This window comes from Arthrobacter sp. NPDC058097, assembly GCF_042884885.1.
GTDB lineage: Bacteria > Actinomycetota > Actinomycetes > Actinomycetales > Micrococcaceae > Arthrobacter.
This window is the reverse complement of sequence record NZ_JBHVSZ010000002.1, coordinates 171,723-197,367: the sequence shown is the minus strand read 5'-3', so window position 1 is coordinate 197,367 and position 25,645 is coordinate 171,723. Positions and strand designations below refer to the sequence as shown.

Below are 25,645 nucleotides of genomic sequence, written 5' to 3'. Positions count from 1 at the left end.
CGGGACAGAGCCGGGATCAGTAGACGGGCTTCTGCGGCTCCACGTCCCTAACCCAGGCGAGGATGCCGCCATCGAGGTGGCTGACGCGCTGGTAGCCGGCTTTCCGGGCGGCGGCCAGCACGGCTGCGGACCGTGTCCCGGCCTTGCAGTGGAACACGATGTCCTTGTCCTGGGGCAGCTCGCCCCAGGCCTCGCCGGAGAGGATGCGACCCTGCGGGATCAGCACGGAGCCGTCGATCCGGACAATGTCGTGCTCCCCCGATTCCCGCACGTCCACGAGGTCGAAGTCCTTCAGCCCCGCCTTCCGCGAGGCCAGCATGGTTGCCAGCTGCGTCGCCGTCACGGTGTGTTCCGTGTCGCTTGTTGCCTCCGGGGCGATGCCGCAGAAGGACTCATAGTCGGTGAGCTCGGTGATCCGCGGCGCGTCGGGGTCCTTGGACACCCTGATCTCGCGCCAGCTGCCGCCCAGGGCGTCGTACAGCGCCACCCGGCCCAGCAGGGAACGCCCGACGCCGGTAATCAGTTTGACGGCCTCCGTCACCATCAGCGATCCGACCGCCGCGCACAGCATGCCAAACACGCCGCCCTCCCCGCACGACGGCACGGAACCGGCCGGCGGCGCCTCCGGATAGAGGTCACGGTAGGTAGGCCCCTGCTGCTCCCAGAAGACGCTGACCTGCCCGTCGAAACGGAAGATCGAGCCCCACACGTAGGGCTTGCCCAGGATGGCGGCGGCGTCGTTGACCAGGTAGCGCGTGGCGAAGTTGTCCGCGCCGTCGAGGATGAGGTCGTAGCCGGCGAAGAGCTCCAGGGCGTTGGAGGCGTCGAGCCTGGCGTTGTGCAGCCGGACGTCAACAAGCGGGTTCAGCTCCGCGATGGCGTCCCGGGCGGATTCGATCTTGGGCCGGCCGACGTCGTGGACTCCGTGGATCACCTGCCGCTGCAGGTTGCTAAGGTCCACGGCGTCATCGTCGATGATCCCGATGGTTCCCACGCCGGCGGCGGCGAGGTAGAGCAGCGCCGGAGCGCCCAGACCGCCGGCGCCGATGACCAGCACGCGCGCGTTCTTCAGCCGCCTTTGGCCGAGGGCGCCGATCTCGGGAATGATGAGGTGCCGGGAATACCGCTCCACCTCTTCGGTGGACAGCCCGGGCGCGGGTTCGACGAGGGGGCCCGGGTACGTGCGGACTGTATTTGCGGTGGACGGAGAAGCCATACTTCAATGTATGCCTGAAGATACCGCGCGGTCATATTACCCCCGGGTAAAGTGAAGTTAACTGCAAAGGAAAGAAGGCCAACAGTGGTTCATCATGCACCGGTTGATCGAACTCAGGCCGCGCAATCCAATGCCGGCCAGGCCCGCCCCGCCGGCCAGCGCTCCGTCAGGCTGCCGCGCGACGAGCGCCGTGCCCAGCTGCTGGCCGCGGCGCAGGAGGTTTTTGTCGCCAACGGCTACCACGGCGCAGCCATGGACGAGATCGCGGAAACGGCCCACGTCAGCAAGCCGGTGCTCTACCAGCACTTCCCGTCAAAGCGGGAACTCTACCTCGCCCTGCTGGACAGCCATCTCGGGTCCCTGACCGAGCTCATGATGGGGGCGATGAACTCCACCACGGACAACAAAGAGCGCGTGAAGGCAGTGATGCGTGCCTATTTCCGCTTCATTGACAGCGATGACCAGGCGCACCGGCTGGTGTTCGAGTCGGACCTGATCAACGACGCCGATGTCAGCTCGCGCCTGGAGACCTTCAACAAGACCTTCGCCGAGGCCATTGCGCGGGTCATCGCCGAGGACACCAAGCTGCCGCTGGTGGAGGCCCAGCTGCTGGGACGCGGGCTGGCGGGCATGGCCCACGTCAGCGCGCGCTACTGGCTCGAAACGGACGGGACCCTGGACATGGATGTGGCCAGCGACCTGATTTACCGTTTAGCTTGGCGCGGAATCTCTCGCTTCCCCAAAGAGACCTAGACTACAACTGAAACTACCTTTGAAAATTCAACCTTGACTGGCTGGGAGGCCCCGCTGTGGAAGTAAAGATCGGCATTCAGAATGTCGGCCGTGAAATTGTGCTGGAATCGGCTCAGGATGCTGACGCTGTGGCCAAGGTAGTGGCCGAGGCCATCGCCAAGGGCAGCGAGCTCCGGCTGAACGACGAGAAGGGCCGCCAGATCATCATCCCGGCCAACGTCCTGGGCTACGTCGAAATCGGCGCAGAGGAAGTGCGCCGGGTCGGCTTCGGCGCCCTGTAGGCCGCGCCGTGCTGTCCCTCGTGATTGTGCTCCTGGTGACTGTCGCTGCCGGCTTCATCGTCTGGGCCAACGACCGGCGCCACACCAAGTACGGCATCCTCCTGCCGGCCGGCACCGCTGCGGCGGTGGGGATGCTGGCGTGGATCATCTGCATGTGGGCGGGACTGGGCTACCAGCCGGGCCTGACGTGGCTGCCGTGGGTCGTTCCCATGGCAGCCGGGACGGCTGCGGCCCTGGCGGTGGCGGTCTACCTGGGCCGCTCGCGGGCCAAACAGGACACGCACCGCCTGACGGCAGCGCTGAAGATCTAGGCGCCCGCCAGTCCGGCAATGTCAGGACCCGCTGACGTCAGGCTCGTGGCCTTCCTCGGTGCACAAGCAGAGCCGGTTCCCCTGGGCATCAGTGACCACCACCCAATTGGGTGCGTGGTCACTGTTCATTAAGGCCCCGGTTGCAGCAGTCTTTTCCAGGACGGGTGCCGACTCGGCCTTCGAACGGTGGACGTCCAGGTGCAGGCGGTTGTCGCTGGGCGTCGCGGTCTCCTGGAACCACACCCCGGGACCGCGGCCGTAGGGGTCCACGAGATCGCCGAAACGGCCCTTCCGGTAGCCGAGCGCGACGCGCCAGACCTCGGAAATCTCCGCGGCGTCGGCAGTGTCGATGCCGATGTCCACCGACCGGTACAGGCCGGGCTGGGCCTCAGCGCCCGCCGCCGCCGCGGCCGCGCTGACCGAGGCCGCGGCTCCGGTGTCCCGCGTGGTCACCTCGCCCCCGACGTCGTGGGAACTGAACCGGATGAACACCCGGTTGTAGCGCCAGTCCAGATCCGGATGGTGGTCCATGTCCTCGGCCACACGCCCGACGGCGGCGATCAGCTCCAGCGCAGCGGCCGCCGTCGGCGTCTTGTAGACGGTGACCAGGCCGCCCAGCCGGTAACGCCAGTCGGGAAGGCCTGCGAGCGCTTCGTCGATCTGGGGTCGGGTGAGGATGTCTTCCCTGGCGGCCACGGTGCACTCCTAGGCAGGACCTGTTGAGCCTGCCGCCGCCGGGCCGCCAGGGATGGGCGGGCTTAAAGGAACTCCGCCCGGCCCTCCATGGCCGACGAGGCCAGGGCATGCTCACGGCGCGGGATCCGCCCGGCCGCACGCGCCAGCCTACCCGCGGCGACAGCATGTTTGAAGGCCTCTGCCATGAGCGCGGGGTTCTGCGCGCGGGTGACCGCGGTTGCCAGCAGCACGGCGTCACAGCCCAGCTCCATCGCCAAAGCCGCGTCCGAGGCCGTGCCGATCCCTGCATCAAGCACCACGGGAACGGAGGCCCGAGACACGATCAGCTCGATGTTGTGCGGATTCAGGATGCCCAGGCCCGTTCCGATCGGTGCTCCCAGCGGCATCACGGCCGAGGCTCCCAGGTTTTCGAGTCGGAGTGCCAGGACGGGGTCGTCGTTGGTGTAGGCGAAGACCTTGAAGCCGCGGTTAACCAGCTGCTCGGTGGCGTCCACGAGCTCCACGGCGTCCGGCAGCAGCGTGTGCTCGTCCGCGATGACCTCGAGCTTGACCCAGTCCGTCTCCAGCGCCTCGCGGGCCAGCTCGGCCGTCATGACGGCGTCCCGGGCGGTGAAGCAGCCGGCGGTGTTGGGGAGCACGCGGATGTTGTGGTCCACCAGCAGCTGGAAGAGCGAACCCGTTTCGGCAGGCGAGTAGCGCCGCATCGCAACCGTGGTCAGCTGGGTGCCGGACGCGACCAGCGCTGAGCCGAGGCCGTCCAGGCTCGGGGCGCCCCCGGTGCCCATGATGAGCCGTGAGGTCAGCTCCACCCCGTCAATGACCAGGCTGTCTGCTGTCTCAACCAATGTTTCTGCCATCGCGCTCATCCTCCTTGGACTGCCGTGACTAGTTCTATCTCGTCGCCCTCGGCGAGGGCGGTGCTGTGCCACTGGCTGCGCGGCACGACGGCTGCATTGCGCGCCACCGCCACACCCAGTCGCTGGCCGTCGGCGGCCTGTCCGTTGGCGGACAGGCGGCGTCCCGTGACCTGGCTGACGAGCGAGGTCACTGAGGCGCCCTCGCCTACTTCCTGTTCGATACCGTTCAGAGTGATGTTCATGCTGGTTCCTTGTTCGGGTCAAATGTGACGCGTGTCATGCGGTGATGGGCTGCGCGGTGATCAGCCGGGGGCAGGGCTGAGTGCAATGTCGGGTTGCAGCGGCGCGGATTCAGCCGGGGCGGATTCAGCCGGTTCATGGAGTCCCGGGGAAAACCGGCCCGGCCGGAAGGCGGCCCAGCGCGGATCCCGAATGCCGTCCATGAGCTGGCGGCAGATCACTGCGGCCGCCGGGGTCAGCAGGACGCCGTGGCGGAAGAACCCGGTGGCGATGATGAGGCCGGCCACGTCCGTGCCGGGTTCCTGCCCGCCGGCCGGCACCCGGCCGAGCAGCGGCGCGTTGTCCGGTGTGCCCGGCCGCGCCCGCGCAGTGGCTTCGAGGAGCTCGAGCTCGGCGACCGCCGGCAGCAGGACCTGGGCGTCGCGCAGCAGCTGGTAGACACCGCCGGCGCTGGTGCCCGGCACGCCGTCCTCGCGCTGGGTGGCGCCGATCACCACCGTGCCGTCCTGGCGGGGCACGATGTAGACCGGAACGCCCCGCACCATGCCGCGGACTGTTGCGGTGAGCAGGGGCTGCAGGTGCGCGGGGACCCGCAGCCTGAGGATGTCGCCGTGGACCGGGCGCAGCGGCAGCTGCAGGCTTTCCGGCAGGTCCTGCAGCTGCGCCGCGGCCAGGCCGTTGGCCACCACCGTCTCGGCCGCCCGAACCGACCCGCCGCCGGCAAGCCGGACCCCGCTGACCCGTCCGCCGTCCCGGAGCAGGCCGGCCGCGTTGTCCCGCACCGCGTAGCCCTCCGCTGCCGCGATCTCCTGGCGATGGCCGGCCAGCCCGGCAGCAATCGCCCGGACCAGCCGGCGCGGATCCACCTGGTGGTCCGCCGGGATGTCCAGGGCACAGGAGATCGCGGGGCTGAGCAGCGGCTCCCGGGAACGTGCCTCGCGGATGGTCAGCGGCTCAACCTTCAGGCCGTGGCTCCGCTGCACGTCCCGCAGGTCCATCAGGGCGCGGCGGTCGGCCGGGTCGGCACCCACCGCAAGGGTCGGCGTCGTCAGGTATCCGGCGTCCTCGCCGGCAGTGAGTGTGGCGGCAAACTCAGGCCATCTGGCGGAGGACTCCAGCATCAGCTCCAGGAGCCCTTCCTCCTGGTAGTGCAGTTCGCTGACCGGAGCCAGCATGCCGGCCGCGGCCCAGCTTGCACCGCTGCCCGGGGCCTCATCGATGAGCACCACCGAACGGCCGGAGCGCCGTGCTTCCCAGGCGATTCCGTGGCCCACCACGCCGCCGCCGATGACGGCCACATCCGCCTCAAGACAGGTGGCGGCACAGTCCGCGCCGCTGGTTTCAGGGTTCATGAAAATCCTTCCCTACGCCGGTACTAACCGGATCAGGTCAAGCGGTCGGCTCTGACGCCCTCTCAGCCCTGCGCCTTTTATGACAGCAGTAACGGGCTCCCGCGGTACCTGCCCAGTTTAGAGGAACTAAGGTGGTTGCCATGACCCAGCACTCTGCCCACAACGCCGCCCGCCTCTACCTCTGCACCGACGCCCGCAAGGACCGCGGGGACTTTGCGGACTTCGTGGACGCGGCGTTCGCCGGCGGCGTGGACATCATCCAGTTGCGGGACAAGAGCATCGAGGCGGCCGAGGAACTCGAGCTCCTGGAAGTCGTCCATGCCGCCGCCCGCCGGCACGGCCGGCTGTGGGCGGTGAACGACCGTGCCGATATCGCGTCCATCGCCGGTGCGCCGGTGTTCCACATTGGCCAGAAGGACCTGCCGCTCCGCGCCGCCCGGAAGCTGCTGCACGATGCCACGGTCATCGGGCTGTCCACCCACAGCACGGAGCAGGTGGACGCCGCCGTCGCCGCCGCGCAGGGGCGCAGCGGCCTGGACTATTTCTGCGTGGGTCCGCTGTGGGCCACGCCCACCAAGCCCGGGCGCGCGGCCGTCGGGCTCGACCTGGTGCGCTACGCGGCGGAGGCCGTCCGCAGCGCGAACGAGGAACGGGTGGGCGGCCTGCTGCTGCCCTGGTTCGCGATCGGCGGGATCGACCGCACGAACGTGGAGCAGGTCCTGGCGGCGGGCGCCAGCCGGATCGTCGTCGTGCGCGCCATCACCGAGGCGGCTGACCCCTCGGCCGCTGCAGCAGAACTGCTCGACGCTCTGGACGCAACGGCGCCGGCAGCCGTCTCCTAAGGAAAGAGCGCCTAGCCGCTGAGGCCCAGCTGGACCATCCGCCGGGAATGGTTTTCCGCGACTTCGGCCGTGATGCCGCGCACCAGCTCGCGTGCGGTGGTGTCCGTGGCGCCCGGTTCCGCCTCGACGAACAGCTCGCTCAGAAAGGCGTTTTCGTGGCCCACGCGCTGGGCCTGCGTGATCGCTTCGCCCAGGAGCCGGCGGCCCCACAGCGCGAGCCGGGACGCCAGCCGGGGGTCGTCGGCCAGTGCTCCCTTGAGCCGTTCCCGGAGTACGGCCGTGGCCTCTTCGGATGGCTGGATCCGCTGGATGACGTATCCACGAAGCGGGCCACGGCCCGGTAGAAATCGGCGGACACTGTGTCCACCACATAGGCCTTCATCAGGGACTCGTACCAGTCCGCCGGGCGGGTCCGTTCATGGAAATGGTCCACGGCCAGCTGGAACGGCAGCATCGCGTGTTCGACGTCGACACCCATCTCCGCCAGCTTGGCGCTCACCAGCTCGTAGTGCTGGAATTCAATGACGGCGATCCTGCCGAGCACGGCGCGGTCGTGCAGCGTGGGCGAGTACCGGGCGTCCGAGGACAGCCGCTCGAACGCGGACAGCTCGCCGTATGCCATGACTCCGAACAGGTCTGCGACAAAGCGGTCGTAGCGAGCGGTGTCAGCCGAGGATGTGCCCATAATCCAAGACTAACGGCGCAATTCGGGCTAACCTGATTTTCGTGTCACATCATCGGCTCTCGCCCAGCGTCCACGAGCAGACCAACGCGCTCGCGGACGCCCTGAGCGCGCTGCGGACGGAACTGGAGCTTCCCGGGGAATTCCCCGAGGACGTGCTCAAGGAAGCCGAAGGGGCTGTTGCCGGCCGGGAATTCCCGGCCCTGGACCTGACCGGGGTGGAGTTCCTGACCATCGATCCGCCGTCGTCCACCGACCTTGACCAGGCGCTCTTCATCGAACGCCGCGGCGAGGGTTACCGGATCCTCTACGCCATCGCCGACGTCCCGTCCTTCGTGCAGCCGGGCGGCGCGCTCGACGCCGAAACCCGCCGCCGCGGCCAAACCTTCTACGCCCCGGACGGACGGATTCCGCTGCACCCGGAGGTCATCAGCGAGAACGCCGGCAGCCTGCTGGCCGGGCAGCTGTGTTCCGCCTTCGTGTGGGAGTTCGAGCTCGACGCCGCCGCCGAGGTGGTGTCCGTGGTGGTGCGCCGGGCAACCGTGCGCAGCCGGGCCAAGCTCAACTACAAGGGCGTCCAGGCGGACCTGGATGCCGGCACGGCCCCGCCCATGCTGCAGCTCCTGCGCGAGGTGGGGCGCAAGCGCGTGGACCTGGAGCGGGCCCGCGGCGGCGCCAGCCTGAACATGCCCGAGCAGGAGATCGTCCAGCTTCCCGACGGCGGCTACCGGATCGTGGCAGTGCCCCAGCTTCCGGTGGAGGACTGGAACGCCCAGATTTCGCTGATGACCGGGATGGCCGCCGCCTCCCTGATGCTCAACGGCAAGGTGGGGATCCTGCGCACCATGCCCGCCCCGGATGAACGCTCGCTCAGCCACTTCAAGCGGCAGACAGCCGCGCTGGGCAAACCGTGGGACGGGCAGGAAACCTACGGCGAGTACCTGCGCACCCTCGATCCCACCGACCACCGACAACTGGCCATCCTGCATTCGGCCGGCATGCTCTTCCGCGGAGCCGCGTACACGCACTTCGATGGAACCGTCCCGCAGGACGCCGTCCAGTCGGCCATCGGCACCGCGTACGCGCACACCACAGCGCCGCTGCGCCGGCTCGTGGACCGGTTCGTCCTGGTCATCTGCGAGGCCCTGAGCAATGACCGGCCGGTGCCGGCCTGGGCCCGGCAGGCGCTTCCCTCGCTGCCCGAAATCATGGCGTACTCCGACCAGCTGGCGGCAAGGATGGAACGCCTGGCCCTGGACACCGTGGAAGCCGCGCTGCTGATCAACCACATCGGGCAGGAGTTCGATGCCGTGGTGCTCACCGGGTCAAAACCGGCCAAGAACGGGAACGGCAACGGGAACGGGAACAGCAATGGCGGCAAGGGCATGAACGGCAAGGGGAGCAACGGGTCCGGCCCCTCCGGCGTGGTCCAGATCGCCGAACCGGCCGTGACAGCCAGGTGCGAGGGCGAAATGGAGCCCGGCACCAGGGTCCGCGTCCGGCTCGTCTCCTCGGACATCAGCACCCGCGAGATCCACCTGGAGCTCGTCGACTGATCCGCTCCCGCGCCCGCCACAGGCCCCTGCGGCGGCCTGAGTCAAGGAAAACACGGGTTTGCCAGTAGACTGGGTGGGTAGTAATGGATGCCCGGTCGTTGATTTCCTCGATTTGAATTCAACAAGCCCGCCCCTACGCGATCTTGAGTCACACCCGCCGGTCCCCAGTGCCGGCAATTAGATAGCCCGCGATCGGCTTCCACTGGAATTGCTTGTGCGCCTGAGCGTGCTCCGGAACGGCCCCTGCGCCCGCCCCGTTGAGCAGGCGGTGCCAATGCCTAAATGAATAAGGAAACTCCCCTGTGAGTGAATTGCATACCCACCAGCTTCTCTCCGACGACACCGGCACCGAGACCATCGAGCCGGAAGAGACCATCATCTCGGACGAGAAGCCGCACGAAATAGCCGAAAAGTCGTTCGCCGACTTCGACGTCCGCGCCGACATCGTCGAATCCCTGGCCGACGCCGGCATCACGCACCCCTTCCCCATCCAGGCCATGACCCTGCCCGTCGCCCTGTCCGGCCACGACATCATCGGCCAGGCCAAGACCGGCACCGGCAAGACCCTCGGCTTCGGCATCCCCGTGCTGCAGCGCGTGGTGGGCCGGGACGACGCCGGCTTCGACAAGCTCCCCTCCCCCGGCGCGCCGCAAGCCATGGTGATCGTTCCCACCCGCGAACTTGCCGTCCAGGTGGCCAACGACCTGCAGACCGCATCCCGCAAGCGGAATGTCCGCATCGCCACGATCTACGGCGGCCGCGCCTACGAGCCGCAGATCGACGCGCTCCAGAAGGGCGTCGAAGTGGTCGTCGGCACGCCGGGCCGCCTCATCGACCTCTTCAAGCAGCGCCACCTGGTGCTCAAGAACGTCAAGATCGTCGTGCTGGATGAGGCCGACGAAATGCTGGACCTCGGCTTCCTGCCCGACGTCGAGACCCTCATCGCCGGCACCCCCGCCGTCCGCCAGACGCTCTTGTTCTCGGCCACCATGCCCGGCCCGGTCATCGCGATGGCCCGCCGGTACATGACCCAGCCCACCCACATCCGCGCCGCCGATCCGGACGACGAAGGCCTGACCAAGCGCGACATCCGCCAGCTCATCTACCGCGCCCACAGCATGGACAAGACCGAAGTGGTCTCCAGGATCCTGCAGGCGCGGGAGCGCGGGCGCACCATCATCTTCACCAAGACCAAGCGGACCGCCGCAAAGGTGGCCGAGGAACTGGTGGACCGCGGCTTTGCCGCAGCCGCCATCCACGGTGACCTCGGACAGGGCGCCCGCGAGCAGGCGCTGCGGGCCTTCCGCAACAACAAGGTGGACGTCCTGGTGGCCACCGACGTCGCCGCGCGCGGCATCGACGTCGAGGACGTTACGCACGTCATCAACTACCAGTGCGTCGAGGACGAGAAGATCTATCTGCACCGCGTGGGCCGCACCGGCCGCGCCGGCAACAAGGGCACGGCGGTGACGTTCGTTGACTGGGACGACATGCCGCGCTGGGGCCTGGTGAACAAGGCGCTCGGGCTGAACGTGCCCGAACCGGTCGAAACGTATTCCTCCTCGCCGCACCTGTACACCGACCTGGACATCCCGGAGGGCACCAAGGGCCGGCTGCCCCGCAACAAGCGCACCCTTGCCGGCGTCGACGCCGAGGTCCTGGAGGACCTCGGCGAGACCGGCAAGAAGAACAGCCGCTCGGGCGGCCGCGATTCCGGCCGCTCCGGCGGCAGGGATGTCGGCAGCAGGGAAGGCAGCCGCCGCGGCGCTGACGCGGGCAAGCGTTCGGGCGAGCGCCGCCGTCGTGCTTCCGACAGCCGACCCTCAGAGTCCGGTGCGGAAGCCGGCACCGGTACCGCTGCCACCGCGACCGTTGAAGGCGGGCAGCCGGCGCGCCCGCGACGCAACCGCACCCGCACGCGCCGGCGCAACGGCGAAGTGGTTTCCGGCAGCGAATCCGCTGCAAGCGGCGCGCAGCCCGGCACCGAGGCCCCATAGCCTCAATGACTGAAACTGTCTGGGCGCCGGACGGCAGCAACCTGGTGGTGCACGCGGATAACGCGGACTTCCTCCCCACGCTGCCGGACGGCGCCTTCACGCTGATCTATGTGGACCCGCCCTTCAACACCGGCCGGGCCCAGCAGCGCCAGGAAACACGGATGGTGCTGAACGCCGACGGCGACGGCGACCGGGTGGGCTTCAAGGGCCGCTCCTACGACACGATCAAGGGCGCCCTGCACCGGTACGACGACGCCTTCAGCGACTACTGGTCCTTCCTCGAGCCGCGCCTGGTGGAGGCCTGGCGGCTCCTGGCCGACGACGGCACCCTGTACCTGCACCTCGACTACCGCGAGGTGCACTACGCCAAGGTGATGCTGGACGCCATCTTCGGCCGCGAGTGCTTCCTCAACGAGATCATCTGGGCCTACGACTACGGTGCGCGCGCCAAAAACCGCTGGCCCACCAAGCACGACAACATCCTCGTGTACGTCAAAAACCCCGCCAAGTACCACTTCAACAGCGCCGAGGTGGACCGGGAGCCCTACATGGCGCCCGGGCTCGTGACTCCGGCCAAGCGCGAGCTGGGCAAGCTGCCTACTGACGTCTGGTGGCACACCATCGTCTCCCCCACGGGCAAGGAAAAAACCGGCTACCCCACGCAGAAGCCAGAGGGCCTGGTCCGCCGGGTGGTGGCCGCGTCCAGCCGCCCGGGCGACTGGTGCCTCGACTTCTTCGCCGGCTCCGGCACGCTCGGTGCGGTGGCGGCCAAGATGGGCCGCAGGTTCGTCTGCGTGGACCAGAACCAGCCGGCCATCGACGTCATGGCCAAGCGGCTCGGGGCGCACGCCGAGATCGCGTCCTACCCGCCCAACTGACTCGCAGTTGTTGTCGTTTTGAGGCCCCAAAACGACAACAACTGCCAGTCAGTTGGGTTAACGCACGACGGCGGTGCCCGTGCCCAGCTCCTCGATCCGTTCGAACACGTCGGGCGCGGTCAGGTTCTCACCGAGCCGGTTGGGCTTGCCCAGGCCGTGGTAGTCCGAGGACCCGGTCACCAGGAGCCCGTGCTGGGCGGCCAGCTTCCGCAGGAATTCCCGGCCCTCCTCCGGGTTGTCCCGGTGGTTGACCTCCAGCCCGGCCAGGCCGGCGTCGATCATGCTGTGGTACGTGCTTTCACCCACGATGCGGCCCCGCGCGGAGGCGACGGGGTGGGCAAAGACGGGTACGCCGCCGGCGGCGCGGACCAGTTCCACGGCGAGGGCCGGCTCCGGCGCGTAGTGCTGCACGAAATAGCGCGAGTGGGAGGTGAGGATCGAGGTGAAGGCCTCGGAACGGTCCGCCACCACACCGGCAGCCACCAGGGCGTCGGCGATGTGCGGCCGTCCCAGCGTGGCCCCGGGTGCCACGTGGTGGATCACGTCGTCCCAGCTCAGCGGGTAATCCTCGGCAAGCAGCGTGACCATGCGTTCGGCGCGCGTCAGGCGGGCTTCCCTGGCCTTTGTGATCTCTTCGAGCAGGCCCGGGTGTGTGGGGTCGTGCAGGTAGCTCAGGAGATGGACGCTGATCCCGTGCTCCGTCCGGCAGGAGATCTCCATGCCGGGCACCAGTGCCACGCCGTTGTCGGCAGCGGCCCGGGACGCTTCCTCCCAGCCGTCCGTGGAGTCATGGTCCGTCAGCGCAATGACGTTCAGCCCTGCCGCCGCCGCGGCTGCCATGACCTCAGCAGGTGTTTCCGTGCCGTCGGAAACATTCGAGTGGGCGTGCAGATCTATCCTCACCAGCCCAGCCTAGTAGATGGCGCGCCTCTCTGGCCGGGATGGCGTGATTCTGCCTCGGCTGGTGAGTCCTTGGGACTGGTGAGACTATTGGACGGTGAACGATGCAGACAACACCCACAACGGTGAAAACACAGCTTCCCAGCCTCTGGAAGAGCGCGTCAACAACCGCTCCCAGCGGCCCAGTTCCGCGGCCTTCAAGGCCTTCATGGCCAGCAATTGGGCGCCCGCGCCGCAGGTGACCCCTGAACGGGACGCCGTGGCCAGCCACGCCGCGAGGAGGCGGCGCGCCATCTCCGACCAGTTCAAGGGCGAACGCCTGGTGTTTCCGGCCGGCCCCCTGAAGGTCCGGTCCAACGACTGCGACTATCGCTTCCGGCCGCACTCCGGCTTCGCCCACCTCACCGGCCTCGGGCTGGACCATGAGCCCGACGCCGTGCTCATCTTCGAACCTGTCGAGGAGGGAAAGGGCGACGACGGCGGCAACCATCGCGCCACGCTCTACTTCCGGCCGCTGGCCGGGCGGGACACCGAACAGTTCTACGCCGACGCGCGGTCGGGAGAATTCTGGATCGGCGCGCGGCCCACGCTGGCCGAGTTTGAGGCCCGGCTCGGAATCCCCACGGCCCACATCGACGAACTCGAGGTGGCTGTCACCAAGAACGTCGGCGCCCCCGAAATCGGCGGCATCTCCATCCGCCTGGTGCGCAAGGTGGATGAGAACATCGATGCCCTCGTGGACACTGCCCGCTACAACACCGCGAAGGATCCGGACAACCTGGACCTGGGCGTGCTGGACGCCCTCGACGAGAAGCTCTCGGAAGCACTCTCCGAGCTGCGCCTGACCAAGGACGAGTGGGAAATCGAGCAGATGCAGACTGCCGTGGCCGCCACGGTGGAGGGTTTCACCGAGGTGGTCAAGGCCCTGCCCCGCGCGCTGACGCACGACCGCGGCGAACGCGTGGTGGAAGGCGCCTTCTTCGCCCGCGCCCGGGAGGAGGGCAACGAACTCGGCTACGACACCATCGCCGCCTCCGGCAACAACGCCACCGTGCTCCACTGGACCCGCAACACCGGCAAAGTCAACGCCGGTGAGCTGCTCCTGCTGGACGCGGGCGTTGAAGCCGATTCGCTCTACACCGCGGACATCACGCGCACGCTTCCGGCCAACGGCACGTTCTCGGACGTGCAGCGCAAGATCTACGAGGCCGTCCTGGACGCGGCCGATGCCGGCTTCGCGGCCGCGCAGATCGGCGTGAAGTTCCGCGACGTGCACACCGCCGCAACCACTGTCCTCGCGGAGCGGCTCGCCGAATGGGGCCTGCTTCCGGTCTCCGTCGAGGAGGCCCTCGGCGAGGACGGCCAGCAGCACCGGCGCTGGATGCCGCACGGCACCAGCCACCACCTTGGCCTCGACGTCCACGACTGCGCCCAGGCCAGACGGGAACTCTACCTGGACGGTGTGCTGCGCGAGGGCATGGTCTTCACCATCGAACCGGGCCTGTACTTCAAGCAGGAGGACCTCGCCATTCCCGAGGAGTACCGCGGCATTGGCGTGCGCATCGAGGATGACATCCTGATGACCGCCGAGGGCCCCGTGAACCTCAGCGCGGCGCTGCCCCGCACGGCGGACGACGTCGAGGCCTGGATGGCCGGCATTTACCAGGAGAACGACGCCCAGGGTTAGTCGTACCAAACACAAGAAGGGACGGCCACCGGATGATCCGGTGGCCGTCCCTTCTTGCTGTCCTGGCCTAAATGTCGGCCCCTGCTACTGCTGCTGTCCGTCCCGGTCCTGGTCGGCCTGGTTCGGATCCACCCGTACGCCGTACTGCGGCCGGCCGTCCGGCAGGTCCGGGTAGCGGACGGAAGACGCCGGGCGCTGGCCCGCTGCGGGTGTGCCCTCTGCTGCCTGCCCCTGCTGGTTGGCGCCAGCCTGCTGGTTGGCAACGTACGGCTGCTCGGCGTCGTGCTGCTGGCCCTGCTGTCCTGCGCCGTATTGCTGGTTTGAGCCGTACTGCTGGTTTGCGCCGTACTGCTGGTGGGGATCCTGCGGCTGTCCGCCCTGCACGTGCTGGCCCGCTCCGTACTGTTCACTGGCGTCCTGGCTGCGCTGGCCGTAGGGGTCGTTCCAGCCCGCCGGCCGCTGCGGCGCCTGGCCCTGGGACGGACCCTGCGGCGGTCCCTGGTGCCGGCCCGGCTGCTGGTAGGGCTGGTTCTGGTAGTCGTGCTGGTTCTGGTAATCGTGCTGGGTGTGCGCCGCGGGGCCTCCGCCCGGGGTGGCGTCGGACGGCGTCATCGGCAGCTGCTGGAGCAGCCGGCGTGCCTCGTGGGCCGCCTCGAAGGCCACGACGACGTCGTAGTTTGTGGCAACTACCTGGCTGGTGGACGTGAAGTCGCGCTTGCCGCGCTGCATGGCGTAGGTGACGATCCCGAACAGCATGAAGAACGCCGCACCCATCAGCACCGAGCTGATGATGGAGAACGTCCCGCCGGCGGGCGTGAAGAAGGACAGCATGACGCCGACGAAGAGGCCGAACCACATGCCGCTCAGGGCACCGGAGAGCGCTACCCGCGGGTAGCTGAGGCGCCCCGTCACGCGCTCCACCATCTTGAGGTCGTTCCCCACGATGGACACCAGGTGCACCGGGAACTGCTGGTCGGCGAGGTAGTCCACGGCCTTCTGGGCGTCCAGGTAGGAGGTATACGAGCCGACGGTATCCCCGGTGGGGACCGTCTTCGATTCGTCCGAGCCGTTGGGTCCAGCCTTGGGAGCACCAAAAATATTCGCCATGTCTTCATTCTTGCCTATAAGCATGGGTGCGAGCTGAAAATTCAGCTAAAAGAGAGCAGACTCGGTAGCCTGTAGAGGTGAGCACGAATCCTACCCGCGTCTTTGTTGCGCGCCTCCTCGGACTGGACGTCTTCGACCCTCTGGGCGACCGTCTGGGTCGGTTGCGTGACGTCGTCGTGCTCTCCCGCGGCACCCGGGGTGCCCCGCACGTGGTGGGCATCGTCGTCGAAGTTCCCGGCAAGAAGCGCGTCTTCGTCCCCATGACCCGGATCACCTCCATCGACCAGACGCAGATCATCTGCACCGGCCTGGTCAACCTCCGGCGCTTCGAACAGCGCGGCGCGGAGACGCTGGTGGTGGCCGAAATGTTCGACCGCCGGGTCACCCTCACCGACGGCAGCGGCGACGCCACCATCGAGGACATCGCCATGGACCAGCACCGATCGGGCGACTGGTTCGTGAGCAAGCTGTTCGTCCGCCGCGGGCATTCCCTCGCGCCCCTGAGCAGGCTGCGCCGCAACGAGACCATGATCATCGACTGGGCCGACGCGCACCAGGGCGCCAAGACGGAACCGCAGGCCGCCACCCAGTTCGTGGCCAACCACGAGGACCTCAAGCCTGCGGACTTCGCCGAGGCGCTCCAGGAAATGAGCGACAAGCGGCGCTTCGAAGTGGCCAGCGAACTGCAGGACGAGCGGCTCGCGGACGTTCTGCAGGAGCTGCCCGAAGACGACCAGGTGGAAATCCTCTCCGCCCTCGACGTCCAGCGCGCCGCTGACGTCCTCGAGGAGATGGATCCTGACGACGCCGCCGACCTCCTCGGCGAGCTGCCGTCCGCCCAGGCGGAGGAACTCCTGCAGCTGATGGAGCCCGAGGGCGCCGAGGACGTCCGGCGCCTCCTCGAATACGACGAGGACACCGCCGGCGGCCTCATGACGCCCGTTCCGGTCATCCTGCCGCCCGAAGCCACGGTGGCCGAGGCCCTGGCCCACGTCCGGCGCGAGGAACTCTCCCCTGCCCTCGCCTCGTCCATCTTCATCGCCCGTCCTCCGCTGGAAACCCCCACCGGCCGGTTCCTCGGTGTGGTGCACATCCAGCAGCTGCTGCGCTTCCCGCCGTTCGAATCGCTGGGCAACCTCGTGGACAAGAACCTGGAACCGCTCTCGGATCTGGCTCACATCAGTGAAGTGGCCCGCACGCTCGCCACGTACAACCTGAACTCGCTGCCGGTGGTCAACCAGGCCGGCCGGCTGGTGGGTGCGGTGACGGTGGACGACGTCCTGGACCATTTGCTGCCCGATGACTGGCGGGCGAACGACGGCGAGGCCCCGGTCAGGAAGCTTGGTGGCCGCATTGGCTGAGAACACGGCAAAGGGAACCCGTCCGGGCGGAAAGCCGGCAGCCCAGGGCAGCCTTGACACGCCGATGAGCGGCCGCCAGCGCATCCTCCCCAAGTTCTCGCCGAACCCTGACGCGTTCGGCCACGCGACGGAGGGCTTCGCCCGCTTCATGGGCACGCCGCAGTTCCTGCTCTACATGACCGTGTTCTGTGTCTTTTGGCTGGCCTGGAACACCTTCGCCCCCACGGAGTGGCAGTTCGACAAGGTCGAACTCGGGTTTACGCTCCTGACGCTGATGCTGTCCCTGCAGGCCTCTTATGCGGCTCCGCTGCTGCTGCTCGCGCAGAACCGCCAGGACGACCGCGACCGCGTGTCCCTGCAGCAGGACCGCCAGCGGGCCGAACGCAACCTCTCGGACACCGAATACCTCACCCGGGAGCTGGCCTCACTCCGGATCGCGCTGCGTGAAGTGGCCACCCGCGACTATGTCCGGGCGGAACTGCGGAGCCTCTTGGAGGACCTGCTGGAAGCCCAGGAGGAGCTCCGCACGCACGAGCCGACCGGGCCCGGCAGCCATGAATCGCCACGCGAACTGGTCCGGGAAAAGCTGAAGGAGAAGCGGGAAAAGCAACGCAACCCCCGCACGCAGCAGATCCCCAAGGTCAAGTCTGAAAAAACGCGCCAGAGCCGGGCGGCCCACCGACCCACCACTCCCGAAAGCTGAGCACCACGGCATGAGCACCCCCCTCCTTCAGGCAGTCAATGCTGCCCTGGCAACCGTCATCGACCCCGAACTCCGGCGCCCCATCACCGAACTGGGCATGGTGGACTCCGTGGAGGTCTCCGACGACGGGACCGTCCGCCTGGCGGTGCTGCTCACCATTGCCGGCTGTCCCCTGCGTGACACCATCACCAGGGATTCCGAGGCGGCGCTGCTGGACGTACCCGGCGTGACCGCCGTCGAGGTGGACCTGAAGGTCATGACCCAGGCTCAGCGCGACGCTCTCAAGGAGCAGCTCCGCGGTCCCGGGGGCGAGCGGGGCATCCCGTTCAACCAGCCCGGATCCCTCACCAAGGTCTTCGCGGTGGCCAGCGGCAAGGGCGGAGTGGGAAAGTCCTCCGTGACCGTCAACCTTGCCTGTTCCCTCGCGGCACAGGGGCTGCGCGTGGGTATCGTGGACGCGGACGTTTACGGCTTCTCGGTGCCGGCCCTGATGGGAATCACGCAGGCCCCCACCCGGGTGGACGACATGATCCTCCCGCCGGTGGCCTACGGCGTGAAGGTCATTTCCATCGGCATGTTCGTCACCGGCAACCAGCCCGTGGCCTGGCGCGGACCCATGCTGCACCGGGCCCTGGAGCAGTTCCTCACCGACGTCTACTTCGGCGACCTGGATGCCCTGTTCCTGGACCTCCCGCCGGGCACCGGGGACATCGCCATCTCGGTGGCACAGCTGCTGCCCAAGGCCGAGATCCTGGTGGTCACCACTCCGCAGGCCGCCGCGGCGGACGTCGCCGAGCGTGCCGGCGCCATCGCCACCCAGACCGGGCAGACGGTGGCCGGGGTCATCGAGAACATGTCGTTCCTGGAAATGCCCGACGGCGGGCGGATGGACCTGTTCGGCACCGGCGGCGGGGAGGTGCTCGCCGAGAGGCTCAGCGCCTCGACCGGCACGGACGTGCCGCTGCTGGGGCAGATTCCGCTGGACATCCTCCTGCGGGAAGGCGGCGACTCAGGCAAACCCATCGTGCTGGGCGGCCCGGACACGCCGGCCGCTGGGGCGCTGTCCGGCATCGCCGGGAAGCTCGCCGCCAGGCCGCGGGGACTGGCGGGGATGAAGCTGGACGTCCAGCCCCGGTGAGTGTTTCGGTCCGCCGGTTGAGCCTGCGAAGGCCGGGAGCCGGTGGGGACTACGTGGCCTCGGTATCGAAGGGTGCGCGCTCGCCCACGCCGAGGCTTTCGATGACGCGCGCCGGCCGCTCCTCGGCGGACGAGGCGGCTGATGCCGCAGCGGCCACGGCCGCTGGGCCGCCGGCACTGACCGGTTTGGTGTCGTCTTCGAGGAGCGCTTCCTTGATGATGCGCCGCGGATCGTACTGGCGGGGGTCGTATTTCTTCCAGTCGACGTCATCGATGTCGATGCCGACTTCTTCCTTGATCTGTTCCCGCGCGCCGGAGGCCATCCGCCGCACTTCACGGACCAGGTTTGCCAGTTTCTGGGTGTATTCGGGCAGCCTCTGGGGGCCGATCACCAGAATGCCGATGAGCAGCAGAAGGATAAACTCCGGGCCGTTGATTCCAAACACTTTAGGAAGATTACCCTCTCCGGGGAGGCAGTGACGATTTCGACCCAGTCAGCGCCCTGTGGAGCCATTCTGCGGGGACGGGGAAGCGTCTCAAAGCCCCAACTGGCGGGCTATTTTGCGGAGGCCGCGTTCCACCCGGTCGACGACAGTCTCCTGCGCCGGTCCCTGGGCTGCGGCACTGCCGCTGGCCGCGTCGGCGGCAAGGCCCGGGCTGGCCGCACTTCCGGCCCCGGCGAGCATCGCCACGGCGTCATCGGCCGCAGTGCCGGGCAGGTCTGACACGTAGGTGAAGGTACTCCGCGACGTCTGGTAGATCGCACTCCACGGCGATCCGGCCTTGACCCAGACCTGGCCGTCCGCCGTCGTTCCCGGCAGGTCGGAGGCGACGTACCCGTCGCTTCCCGCCGGGTGCCCGGTCAGCGGGTTGACCGGCCAGGGCGCTGCCGGCGATCCCAGATGCTGTTCCAGGATCCGCGCCGTGTGCTGTCCGTCCGTGAGCCGCAGTTCAACTGTGGGCTGGCCGGCCAGCACCGTTGTGCTGGCCGAGACGAGGTGGAAGCCCATGGCGCGCAGTTCGGGGCAGGTCCAGCCGGAGGACCGGAGCGCGGCGAGGCGGCTGTCCGCTCCCGGGGTATGGCCTGACTGGCCATACAGGGAGGCCATGCCCGCGGGGTACTGCCGGGGCTCGCCGGCCGCCGTGTAGGCTCCGGCGGCGACGGCCCCTGCCGCCACCACGGCCACCCCGCCGGCCAGCCCCGCCAGCCTCATTCGGCTGGGCCGGTAAACGGGGGCCGGTGCCATGGCCAACTGCTGGGTCCGAAGCAGCAACCGCGCGGTCAGTTCGTCACTGGCAGCCGGGACGGCGGCGGTACGGAGCCGCTCGATGTACTGGCGCTGCCGGTGCAGCGCGCTGGCGCATTCGGCGCATGCCCGGACATGGTCCGGTGTCTGCGGGTGCCGGCCGCCGGCAAGCGGCGAAAACCGTGTCTTCTTCCTGAGCCCCTCCAGCAAGCGATGTAGCTGACGCATGGCGCCGATCAGAGAACGCCGGCGATGCGGGGCATCTTCAACCGCGGCTTGCGCGCCTGCTGCGGGCGGGGATCGCGGTGGGCAAGCTTTTCGCGCAGCATGGTCCGGCCGCGGTGAATGCGTGAGCGCACCGTGCCCAGCTTCACGCCCAGGGCCTCGGCGACTTCGTCGTACGACAGCCCTTCAAGGTCGCACAGGACGACGGCGGCACGGAAGTCCGGCGGGAGTTCCTCGAGGGCGGCCTGGACATCGAGGTCCAGGTTGTTGAGTTCGAAGCTTTGCTCGGGACCAGGTTCCCGGCCGGGCAGCCGCGATTCGGCGTCCTCGGCCAGCGCGTCGAAGCGGATGCGGCTCTTGCGCCGCGCCTGGTCCAGGAAGAGGTTGGTGGTGATCCGGTGCAGCCAGCCGTCCAGGGTTCCCGGCTTGAAGTTCTCCAGGGAACGGAAGACACGGACGAACACTTCCTGGGTGAGGTCCTCGGCGTCGTACTTGTTACCGGTGAGCCGGTAGGCGAGCCGGTATACCTTGGCAGAGTGGTTGGTGACCACTTCCTCCCATGTGGGCATGGCCCACTCGGCAGCTTGCTCTTCAGTTGTAGGGACAGGTGCCGCAACGGATGCTGACATCGTCCACTCCCCTCGTGGATGTAATAACGCCTGACGTGCTTTACATCATTGGTTCGGCGCCGATCACCACTTGGATGAGCGGATTATTATCATGTCAAAGTTGGCTGGGAATTTCCTGACTGCGGAGGCCCGCTTTGCTAAAAGCGCAACTTATTCACCCCGATTTCAGGCCAGGTTCCGGAGCGGTGTCCTCGCGATTCACCGCACAGCGGGACAGTATGCGCCATCACAGGCCTCCCCGCTGTCACGTGCCCGTCGGGCGCCGTCCAACCAAGTACGCTGTAAGAACATGCCCCCTGCCGCCCAGAAAGCGAAATCCATGAGCGCCGATAAGTCCACGAGCTGGTCCTATGCAGAAGATCTGCCTGCCGAGGATGAGGTCCTGCTTCGCGCCCGGGAGCGTTCGTTCGAGCTTGGCGTGACACCGATCGGCCGTGGCGTGGGCGCCGTGCTGACTGTGCTGGCCGCGGCATCCAAGGCCCAGACCGCCGTCGAGATCGGCACCGGCGCCGGGGTGTCCGGCGTCTGCCTGCTCCGCGGCCTCGGCCCCCAGGCTGTGCTCACCACCATCGACGTGGATGTGGAGCACCTGAAGGCCGCCCGCGAGGCGTTCCAGGAAGCCGGCAGTCCGGCCAACCGGACGCGCACCATCTCCGGCCGCGCCGGCGATGTCCTGCCGAGGCTGACCGACGCCGCCTATGACCTCGTTTTCATCGACGGGGACAAGCCCAACTTTCCCCGTTACGTAGAGCAGGCCGTTCGCTTGCTCAAGACCGGCGGCCTGCTGATCGTCAATGACGCCCTGGACAAGGACCGGGTGTCCAACCCTGCGGCCCGCGATGCAACCACCGTTGTGCTGCGCCAGGTGGGCAGGGCCGTGCGCGACGACGACCGGCTGGCTTCTGCCATGCTTCCCACCGGCGACGGGCTGCTGGTAGCGGTCAAGAGGTAGGCCGTCCGGCCCTGGCCGGCAGGGCTTACGAAAAAGGCAGGGCCCGGAGCCTTCCGGCTGCGGGCCCTGCCTTTCTGCTATTCGGTGACGCCGACGAGGCAGTCCTTGAGGTTGGCCGCCTCTGTGGCATTGAGTTCAACCACGAGCCGGCCCCCGCCTTCGAGCGGCACACGCATGATCAGGCTGCGGCCCTCCTTGGTTACTTCCATAGGGCCGTCGCCGGTGCGTGGTTTCATAGCCGCCATGAGGAATATCCCCTCCAGTAGTCCCAGGACCGAGCAGCCCGGCCGGGCTGAGTCCGCGTGGTCAAAACAAAGCCGCTCTGGCGGTCCTTTCGGCAGCCGCCATGGCTGAACAATCCGAATGCTTTTTGTCCTTGCTTAATACCTATTATCCTGTAATTACCCGTCTGTAGCTAATCGATGGACAATCGTTCATGTGCGGATTCCTGTGCCCTTCCGCGGCCTGATCCCGGGAAAGCTCTCCGGGAAGCCCGGCCCGTCAGGGCGGATAGTCCCCTCCGCCCGGCAGTTGCGCCCACGCCCACAGCCACACCACCCAGACGACCTGCAGCAGGACGAACATGGTGATCACGGCGCCGCGGTAGGCGCGCGAGCGGGAAACGAGAGCGGCGGCCAGGGCTAGCGGAAACAGCGGCAGCAGCATGCGGAAGGTGCTGGTCTGCGGGTGCAGGAACACCACGAGGTAACCCATGTAGCACACGCACCACAGCCGAAGTTCCGTCCCTAGCCGGCGCACCGGCGGGGAGGCCATGAAGAGCCCGAATGCCGCCACGAAAACAAACGGCGCCACGAGCCCCAGCACGGGACCGAACAGCAGGACGCCGGTGTCGAACCAGGGTTTGAAGGGCACGAGGTCGTCTCCGCGCCACACGGTTTCGGTCTTGGTGTACGCGGCGATGTCGCCGGTGGCCGCCCATGCGATGGCGGGCCAGGCGAGGGCGGCGGCACCGCTGACGGCGGTGAGCCCGGCGAGGGACCACAGCTCATTCCGGCTGTGGACCCGGCTGCCGGTCTGGCGCCCCCTGGCGGCCAGCCCGTGGTTCCGTGCCTCGAGCCAGGCCTCGCCGGCGCGGTACAGGAACAGGATTCCGACCGTGGCAGCAAACGGCACTCCCGTGGGCCGGGAAAGGCACATGGCCAGAACCACGGGAATGGCCCACAGGTAGTGCCGCTTGACCACCAGCAGCAGCGCTGCGGCCAGCAGCAGGAGGTTCAGGGATTCCGCATACGGCACCTGGAGCACAGGCGAAACAGGGAAGGTGGCGAAGAATGCGGTGCCCCACACGGCAGGCCAGTGGGCTGTCCGGGTGCGGAACAGCACGTAGACCACCAGCGAGGCCGCCAGTCCGGCGAGCATCGCAATCACGATGAGGGCGGCGGCGGGAGTCATTCCCGTGGCAGCGGAGAGCATCCGCCCCAGCGTCGGGAACAGCGGATAGAAGGCCCAGGTGTTTTCCTGCACGTTGCCGGCCGCATCCACCGGCAGCTCGGACGGGTAGCCGCCGGTCATGACCGATTCGTACCACCGCGCGTCCCAGATATTGATGAAGTTCCAGTAGTCGGGCTTGGCCGGGAACCAGGGGTTGAATCCCTGGTGCAGGGCGGCCGACATGAAGATGCAGGCGCTGACCAGCCGGGCGGCCACGTAGACCGCGGCCACCTGGGCCCACCACGGCCAGCGGGCCAGGCGGCCGCCGAGGCGTGCCGCGGCCGTCCGGAACGCCGCATCAAGGCGTGTCCCGGAATTGGACGCCGGAGGCTCGGCCGTTGCGGGCGGCACGGGGCCCGGAGGCGGCACCGGGGAGCTCACGCCCGGTCCTCGGCGGCCGGCCGTTCGGCGGCTGTCCGGTCCTCGGCCGCCGGCTGTTCGGCGGCTGTCATTGGTTCGGCGGCAGTCGATCCGGCAGAGGCGCGCAGCTGCTGGCGGAGCCCTTCTATTTCGGCGTTCCTGGCGGCCAGCTGGTCCCGCAGGTCGTCCAGCACCTGGTCCACCTGGTCCATCCGGTAACCCCGCAGCCCCAGCGCAAACCGGACGTGGTCGACGTCGGCCGGCGTGGCGTCGTCGGGAAGCAGCACCGGGGGCAGGGACGCCACGGGGTCATTGAACCCGTCGCTGAACCCGTCTCCGGCGAAAGGCGCGCGGGCGCGTTTCCTCCGCAGCATGCCCGGCCCGAGGTCGGTCCCGATGAGGGCGGTGGCTCCAATCAGGACGATGGCGAGGAAAACGAGGAAGAAACTCACACCACCAATCGTGCCAGACGCAGCCCCGGCTGCCGCTTACCCGGGCTGCTGCTATTCGGGCCGCTGGTCGCCGTTGGTGGAGGGCGCCCGGACGTGGCCGTGCAGGACCAGGTTCACGGCTTCCTCCGGGGTGTCCACCACCTGGATGAGGTCCAGGTCCTTTTCCGAGACCATTCCCTCGGCCACCAGGGTTCCCCTGATCCAGTCGATCATCGGCCCCCAGAACGCCGCGCCCAGCAGGACGATCGGGAACGAGGTCACCTTCTGCGTCTGGACCAGGACCATGGCCTCGAACAGCTCATCCAGGGTGCCCAGGCCGCCGGGAAGAACGATGAAACCCTGGGCGTACTTGACGAACATGGTCTTCCGGGCGAAGAAGTAGCGGAAGTTGATGCCGAGATCCACCCACTGGTTCAGGCCCTGTTCGAACGGCAGCTCGATGCCGAGGCCAACCGAGACGCCGTTGCCTTCCACCGCTCCCCTGTTGGCCGCTTCCATCGAGCCCGGTCCGCCACCGGTGATGACGGCAACGCCGGCCTCTGCAAGTTTGCGGCCCACCTCGACGCCCATGTCGTAGAACGCGGTGCCGGGCTTGGTGCGGGCCGAGCCGAAAACGCTGACCGCCTGGCCCAGGTCCGAGAGGGCACCGAAGCCTTCCACGAACTCGCTCTGGATCCGCATGACGCGCCACGGGTCGGTGTGGATGAAGTGGCCGGGGCCCTTGGTGTCGAGCAGCCGCTGATCCGACATCTCCACCGCGGCCTGCTTGCGGCGCAGTTCTAAGGGCCCTTTCCGGCGGGGCTGTACTGATTTTGACGGATCTGCATTGATGCTCATCCCCCAAGGCTAACCTGCTGACCTGCAGGTATCTCTTGAATTACGATCAGCGGGAAGTTGGAGTGATTCCAGTCATAACCGGCCAATGTTCGCTAGATTCTTTCTTATGACTACTCAACTGCCCGGCGATGCACTCGTCTCTCTGAATGCCGTCAACAAGCATTACGGTCAGCTGCACGTTTTGAAAGACATCAACCTCCAGGTCCGCAAGGGCGAGGTGGTTGTGGTCATCGGCCCGTCAGGTTCGGGGAAGTCCACTCTGTGCCGGGCGATCAACCGGCTGGAAACCATCGACGACGGTGACATCGCCATCGACGGCAAGCGCCTGCCCGAGGAGGGCAAGGAGCTTGCCGGGCTGCGCGCCGACGTCGGCATGGTGTTTCAGTCGTTCAACCTGTTCGCGCACAAGACCATCCTTGAAAACGTGACGCTTGGCCCCATCAAGGTCAAGGGCGTCGCCAAGGCGGAGGCGGAGAAGGAGGCTATGGCCTTGCTTGAGCGCGTGGGCGTGGGCCACCAGGCGCCCAAGCTCCCGGCGCAGCTCTCTGGCGGCCAGCAGCAGCGAGTGGCCATCGCCCGCGCCCTGGCCATGAAGCCCAAGGTCATGCTGTTCGACGAGCCCACCTCGGCGCTCGACCCGGAAATGATCAACGAGGTCCTGGACGTCATGATCCAGCTGGCCAAGGAGGGCATGACCATGATCGTGGTCACCCACGAGATGGGCTTCGCCCGCAAGGCCGCCGACCGCGTGGTGTTCATGGCCGACGGACAGATCGTGGAGGACGCCACTCCCGAGGAGTTCTTCACCAATCCGCAGAGCAGCCGCGCCAAGGACTTCCTGTCCAAGCTGCTCACGCACTGACACCCCCTTCAGAAGCACCAGCTTTAAGACCCGATTTCGCACCCAGGCCGTCAGCGGCGGCCGCCCAATGAAA

Annotated in this window: 27 protein-coding genes, 1 pseudogene and 1 riboswitch; of the genes and pseudogenes, 13 read left to right on the top strand and 15 right to left on the bottom strand. The window is 67.7% G+C overall.

All coding sequences use genetic code 11. From position 1 onward, the window contains the following. Positions 1–16: 16 nt before the first annotated feature. Entirely contained in the window at positions 17–1,216 is a 1,200-nt protein-coding gene (gene moeB / locus ACFVTE_RS04860; RefSeq protein WP_387097603.1) for a molybdopterin-synthase adenylyltransferase MoeB, read from the bottom strand. Positions 1,217–1,300: 84 nt separating this feature from the next. Between moeB and ACFVTE_RS04855 the strand changes: the two genes are divergently transcribed. Genes ACFVTE_RS04855 through ACFVTE_RS04845 form a run of 3 tightly spaced genes read left to right on the top strand, consistent with a single transcriptional unit; the run spans position 1,301 to position 2,561 of the window. Continuing rightward, entirely contained in the window at positions 1,301–1,969 is a 669-nt protein-coding gene (locus tag ACFVTE_RS04855; protein WP_387097600.1) for a TetR/AcrR family transcriptional regulator, read from the top strand. Positions 1,970–2,025: 56 nt separating this feature from the next. Next, on the top strand, positions 2,026–2,250 hold the full coding sequence (locus ACFVTE_RS04850; RefSeq protein ID WP_003805104.1) for a DUF3107 domain-containing protein: 225 nt from the start codon (positions 2,026–2,028) through the stop codon (positions 2,248–2,250). Positions 2,251–2,258: 8 nt separating this feature from the next. Then, positions 2,259–2,561, top strand: a complete 303-nt coding sequence (locus ACFVTE_RS04845) for a hypothetical protein (RefSeq protein ID WP_387097596.1) — start codon at positions 2,259–2,261, stop codon at positions 2,559–2,561. A 21-nt stretch (positions 2,562–2,582) separates the two neighbouring features. Here ACFVTE_RS04845 and ACFVTE_RS04840 read toward each other — a convergent pair whose 3' ends face one another. From ACFVTE_RS04840 to thiO, 4 genes are all read right to left on the bottom strand, one after another. After that, positions 2,583–3,257 carry a 4a-hydroxytetrahydrobiopterin dehydratase gene (locus ACFVTE_RS04840; protein WP_387097593.1) on the bottom strand — a complete coding sequence of 225 codons (675 nt, stop codon included), beginning with the start codon at positions 3,255–3,257 and terminating at the stop codon, positions 2,583–2,585. 62 nt (positions 3,258–3,319) lie between these two features. Further along, the gene (locus ACFVTE_RS04835; protein WP_387097590.1) at positions 3,320–4,114 is read right to left on the bottom strand and encodes a thiazole synthase; all 795 of its coding nucleotides are present in this window, start codon (positions 4,112–4,114) and stop codon (positions 3,320–3,322) included. Positions 4,115–4,119: 5 nt separating this feature from the next. After that, the gene (gene thiS, locus ACFVTE_RS04830; protein ID WP_003805112.1) at positions 4,120–4,356 is read right to left on the bottom strand and encodes a sulfur carrier protein ThiS; all 237 of its coding nucleotides are present in this window, start codon (positions 4,354–4,356) and stop codon (positions 4,120–4,122) included. Between the two features lie 60 nt (positions 4,357–4,416). Continuing rightward, complete coding sequence (gene thiO / locus ACFVTE_RS04825; RefSeq protein WP_387097587.1) at positions 4,417–5,706, bottom strand: glycine oxidase ThiO; 1,290 nt, start codon at positions 5,704–5,706, stop codon at positions 4,417–4,419. Further along, positions 5,699–5,819: riboswitch (TPP riboswitch) on the bottom strand. (Overlaps the previous gene by 8 nt.) A 27-nt stretch (positions 5,820–5,846) precedes the next feature. Between thiO and thiE the strand changes: the two genes are divergently transcribed. Next, complete coding sequence (thiE, locus tag ACFVTE_RS04820) at positions 5,847–6,548, top strand: thiamine phosphate synthase (RefSeq protein WP_387097584.1); 702 nt, start codon at positions 5,847–5,849, stop codon at positions 6,546–6,548. Positions 6,549–6,559: 11 nt separating this feature from the next. Here thiE and ACFVTE_RS04815 read toward each other — a convergent pair. Further along, positions 6,560–7,233 (bottom strand): annotated as a pseudogene (locus ACFVTE_RS04815) (ferritin-like fold-containing protein). Between the two features lie 41 nt (positions 7,234–7,274). On the opposite strand from ACFVTE_RS04815, the gene ACFVTE_RS04810 reads away from it, so the two are divergent. From ACFVTE_RS04810 to ACFVTE_RS04800, 3 genes are all read left to right on the top strand, one after another. Further along, entirely contained in the window at positions 7,275–8,786 is a 1,512-nt protein-coding gene (locus tag ACFVTE_RS04810) for an RNB domain-containing ribonuclease (protein WP_387097581.1), read from the top strand. 302 nt (positions 8,787–9,088) lie between these two features. Further along, on the top strand, positions 9,089–10,783 hold the full coding sequence (locus tag ACFVTE_RS04805) for a DEAD/DEAH box helicase (RefSeq protein ID WP_387097578.1): 1,695 nt from the start codon (positions 9,089–9,091) through the stop codon (positions 10,781–10,783). Between the two features lie 5 nt (positions 10,784–10,788). Then, positions 10,789–11,661 carry a DNA-methyltransferase gene (locus tag ACFVTE_RS04800; RefSeq protein WP_387097575.1) on the top strand — a complete coding sequence of 291 codons (873 nt, stop codon included), beginning with the start codon at positions 10,789–10,791 and terminating at the stop codon, positions 11,659–11,661. A 57-nt stretch (positions 11,662–11,718) separates the two neighbouring features. On the opposite strand, the gene ACFVTE_RS04795 is transcribed toward ACFVTE_RS04800, so the two are convergent. Then, on the bottom strand, positions 11,719–12,564 hold the full coding sequence (locus tag ACFVTE_RS04795) for a PHP domain-containing protein (RefSeq protein ID WP_387097572.1): 846 nt from the start codon (positions 12,562–12,564) through the stop codon (positions 11,719–11,721). A 94-nt stretch (positions 12,565–12,658) separates the two neighbouring features. On the opposite strand from ACFVTE_RS04795, the gene ACFVTE_RS04790 reads away from it, so the two are divergent. Continuing rightward, a complete protein-coding gene (locus tag ACFVTE_RS04790) occupies positions 12,659–14,248 on the top strand; it encodes an aminopeptidase P family protein (RefSeq protein WP_387097570.1) in 1,590 nt (529 codons plus the stop codon). Positions 14,249–14,332: 84 nt separating this feature from the next. Here ACFVTE_RS04790 and ACFVTE_RS04785 read toward each other — a convergent pair whose 3' ends face one another. Continuing rightward, positions 14,333–15,355 (bottom strand): general stress protein, encoded by a 1,023-nt coding sequence (locus ACFVTE_RS04785; RefSeq protein ID WP_387097567.1) that lies wholly within the window; start codon positions 15,353–15,355, stop codon positions 14,333–14,335. Positions 15,356–15,432: 77 nt separating this feature from the next. Here ACFVTE_RS04785 and ACFVTE_RS04780 point away from each other — a divergent pair, with 77 nt between their 5' ends. The 3 genes from ACFVTE_RS04780 to ACFVTE_RS04770 are packed head-to-tail and all read left to right on the top strand — an operon-like array spanning position 15,433 to position 18,557. After that, complete coding sequence (locus ACFVTE_RS04780) at positions 15,433–16,716, top strand: magnesium transporter MgtE N-terminal domain-containing protein (protein WP_307104086.1); 1,284 nt, start codon at positions 15,433–15,435, stop codon at positions 16,714–16,716. Then, a complete protein-coding gene (locus tag ACFVTE_RS04775) occupies positions 16,700–17,419 on the top strand; it encodes a DUF1003 domain-containing protein (protein WP_387097564.1) in 720 nt (239 codons plus the stop codon). The genes ACFVTE_RS04780 and ACFVTE_RS04775 overlap by 17 nt, the downstream gene beginning before the upstream one ends. A gap of 10 nt (positions 17,420–17,429) precedes the next feature. Further along, positions 17,430–18,557 carry an Mrp/NBP35 family ATP-binding protein gene (locus tag ACFVTE_RS04770; RefSeq protein WP_387097561.1) on the top strand — a complete coding sequence of 376 codons (1,128 nt, stop codon included), beginning with the start codon at positions 17,430–17,432 and terminating at the stop codon, positions 18,555–18,557. A gap of 49 nt (positions 18,558–18,606) precedes the next feature. On the opposite strand, the gene ACFVTE_RS04765 is transcribed toward ACFVTE_RS04770, so the two are convergent. The 3 genes from ACFVTE_RS04765 to sigE form a co-directional block, all read right to left on the bottom strand. Then, positions 18,607–19,002 carry a twin-arginine translocase TatA/TatE family subunit gene (locus ACFVTE_RS04765; protein ID WP_387097558.1) on the bottom strand — a complete coding sequence of 132 codons (396 nt, stop codon included), beginning with the start codon at positions 19,000–19,002 and terminating at the stop codon, positions 18,607–18,609. A 90-nt stretch (positions 19,003–19,092) separates the two neighbouring features. Beyond that, the gene (locus tag ACFVTE_RS04760; protein ID WP_387097555.1) at positions 19,093–20,031 is read right to left on the bottom strand and encodes an anti-sigma factor; all 939 of its coding nucleotides are present in this window, start codon (positions 20,029–20,031) and stop codon (positions 19,093–19,095) included. An 8-nt stretch (positions 20,032–20,039) separates the two neighbouring features. Beyond that, complete coding sequence (gene sigE, locus ACFVTE_RS04755) at positions 20,040–20,657, bottom strand: RNA polymerase sigma factor SigE (RefSeq protein WP_387097552.1); 618 nt, start codon at positions 20,655–20,657, stop codon at positions 20,040–20,042. 319 nt (positions 20,658–20,976) lie between these two features. Between sigE and ACFVTE_RS04750 the strand changes: the two genes are divergently transcribed. After that, a complete protein-coding gene (locus ACFVTE_RS04750) occupies positions 20,977–21,609 on the top strand; it encodes an O-methyltransferase (protein WP_387097549.1) in 633 nt (210 codons plus the stop codon). 77 nt (positions 21,610–21,686) lie between these two features. Here ACFVTE_RS04750 and ACFVTE_RS04745 read toward each other — a convergent pair whose 3' ends face one another. The 4 genes from ACFVTE_RS04745 to ACFVTE_RS04730 all read right to left on the bottom strand — a co-directional run bounded on the left by ACFVTE_RS04745 (position 21,687) and on the right by ACFVTE_RS04730 (position 24,710). Then, positions 21,687–21,854 carry a DUF3117 domain-containing protein gene (locus tag ACFVTE_RS04745; protein WP_003805139.1) on the bottom strand — a complete coding sequence of 56 codons (168 nt, stop codon included), beginning with the start codon at positions 21,852–21,854 and terminating at the stop codon, positions 21,687–21,689. 256 nt (positions 21,855–22,110) lie between these two features. Continuing rightward, positions 22,111–23,442 (bottom strand): hypothetical protein, encoded by a 1,332-nt coding sequence (locus tag ACFVTE_RS04740; RefSeq protein ID WP_387097544.1) that lies wholly within the window; start codon positions 23,440–23,442, stop codon positions 22,111–22,113. Further along, entirely contained in the window at positions 23,439–23,873 is a 435-nt protein-coding gene (locus ACFVTE_RS04735) for a DivIVA domain-containing protein (protein ID WP_387097541.1), read from the bottom strand. The genes ACFVTE_RS04740 and ACFVTE_RS04735 overlap by 4 nt, the downstream gene beginning before the upstream one ends. A gap of 51 nt (positions 23,874–23,924) precedes the next feature. After that, positions 23,925–24,710, bottom strand: coding sequence for a TIGR00730 family Rossman fold protein (locus ACFVTE_RS04730; RefSeq protein WP_306924647.1), 786 nt, complete (start codon positions 24,708–24,710; stop codon positions 23,925–23,927). 106 nt (positions 24,711–24,816) lie between these two features. Here ACFVTE_RS04730 and ACFVTE_RS04725 point away from each other — a divergent pair, with 106 nt between their 5' ends. Beyond that, positions 24,817–25,572, top strand: a complete 756-nt coding sequence (locus ACFVTE_RS04725) for an amino acid ABC transporter ATP-binding protein (RefSeq protein ID WP_387097537.1) — start codon at positions 24,817–24,819, stop codon at positions 25,570–25,572. Positions 25,573–25,645: the final 73 nt, after the last annotated feature.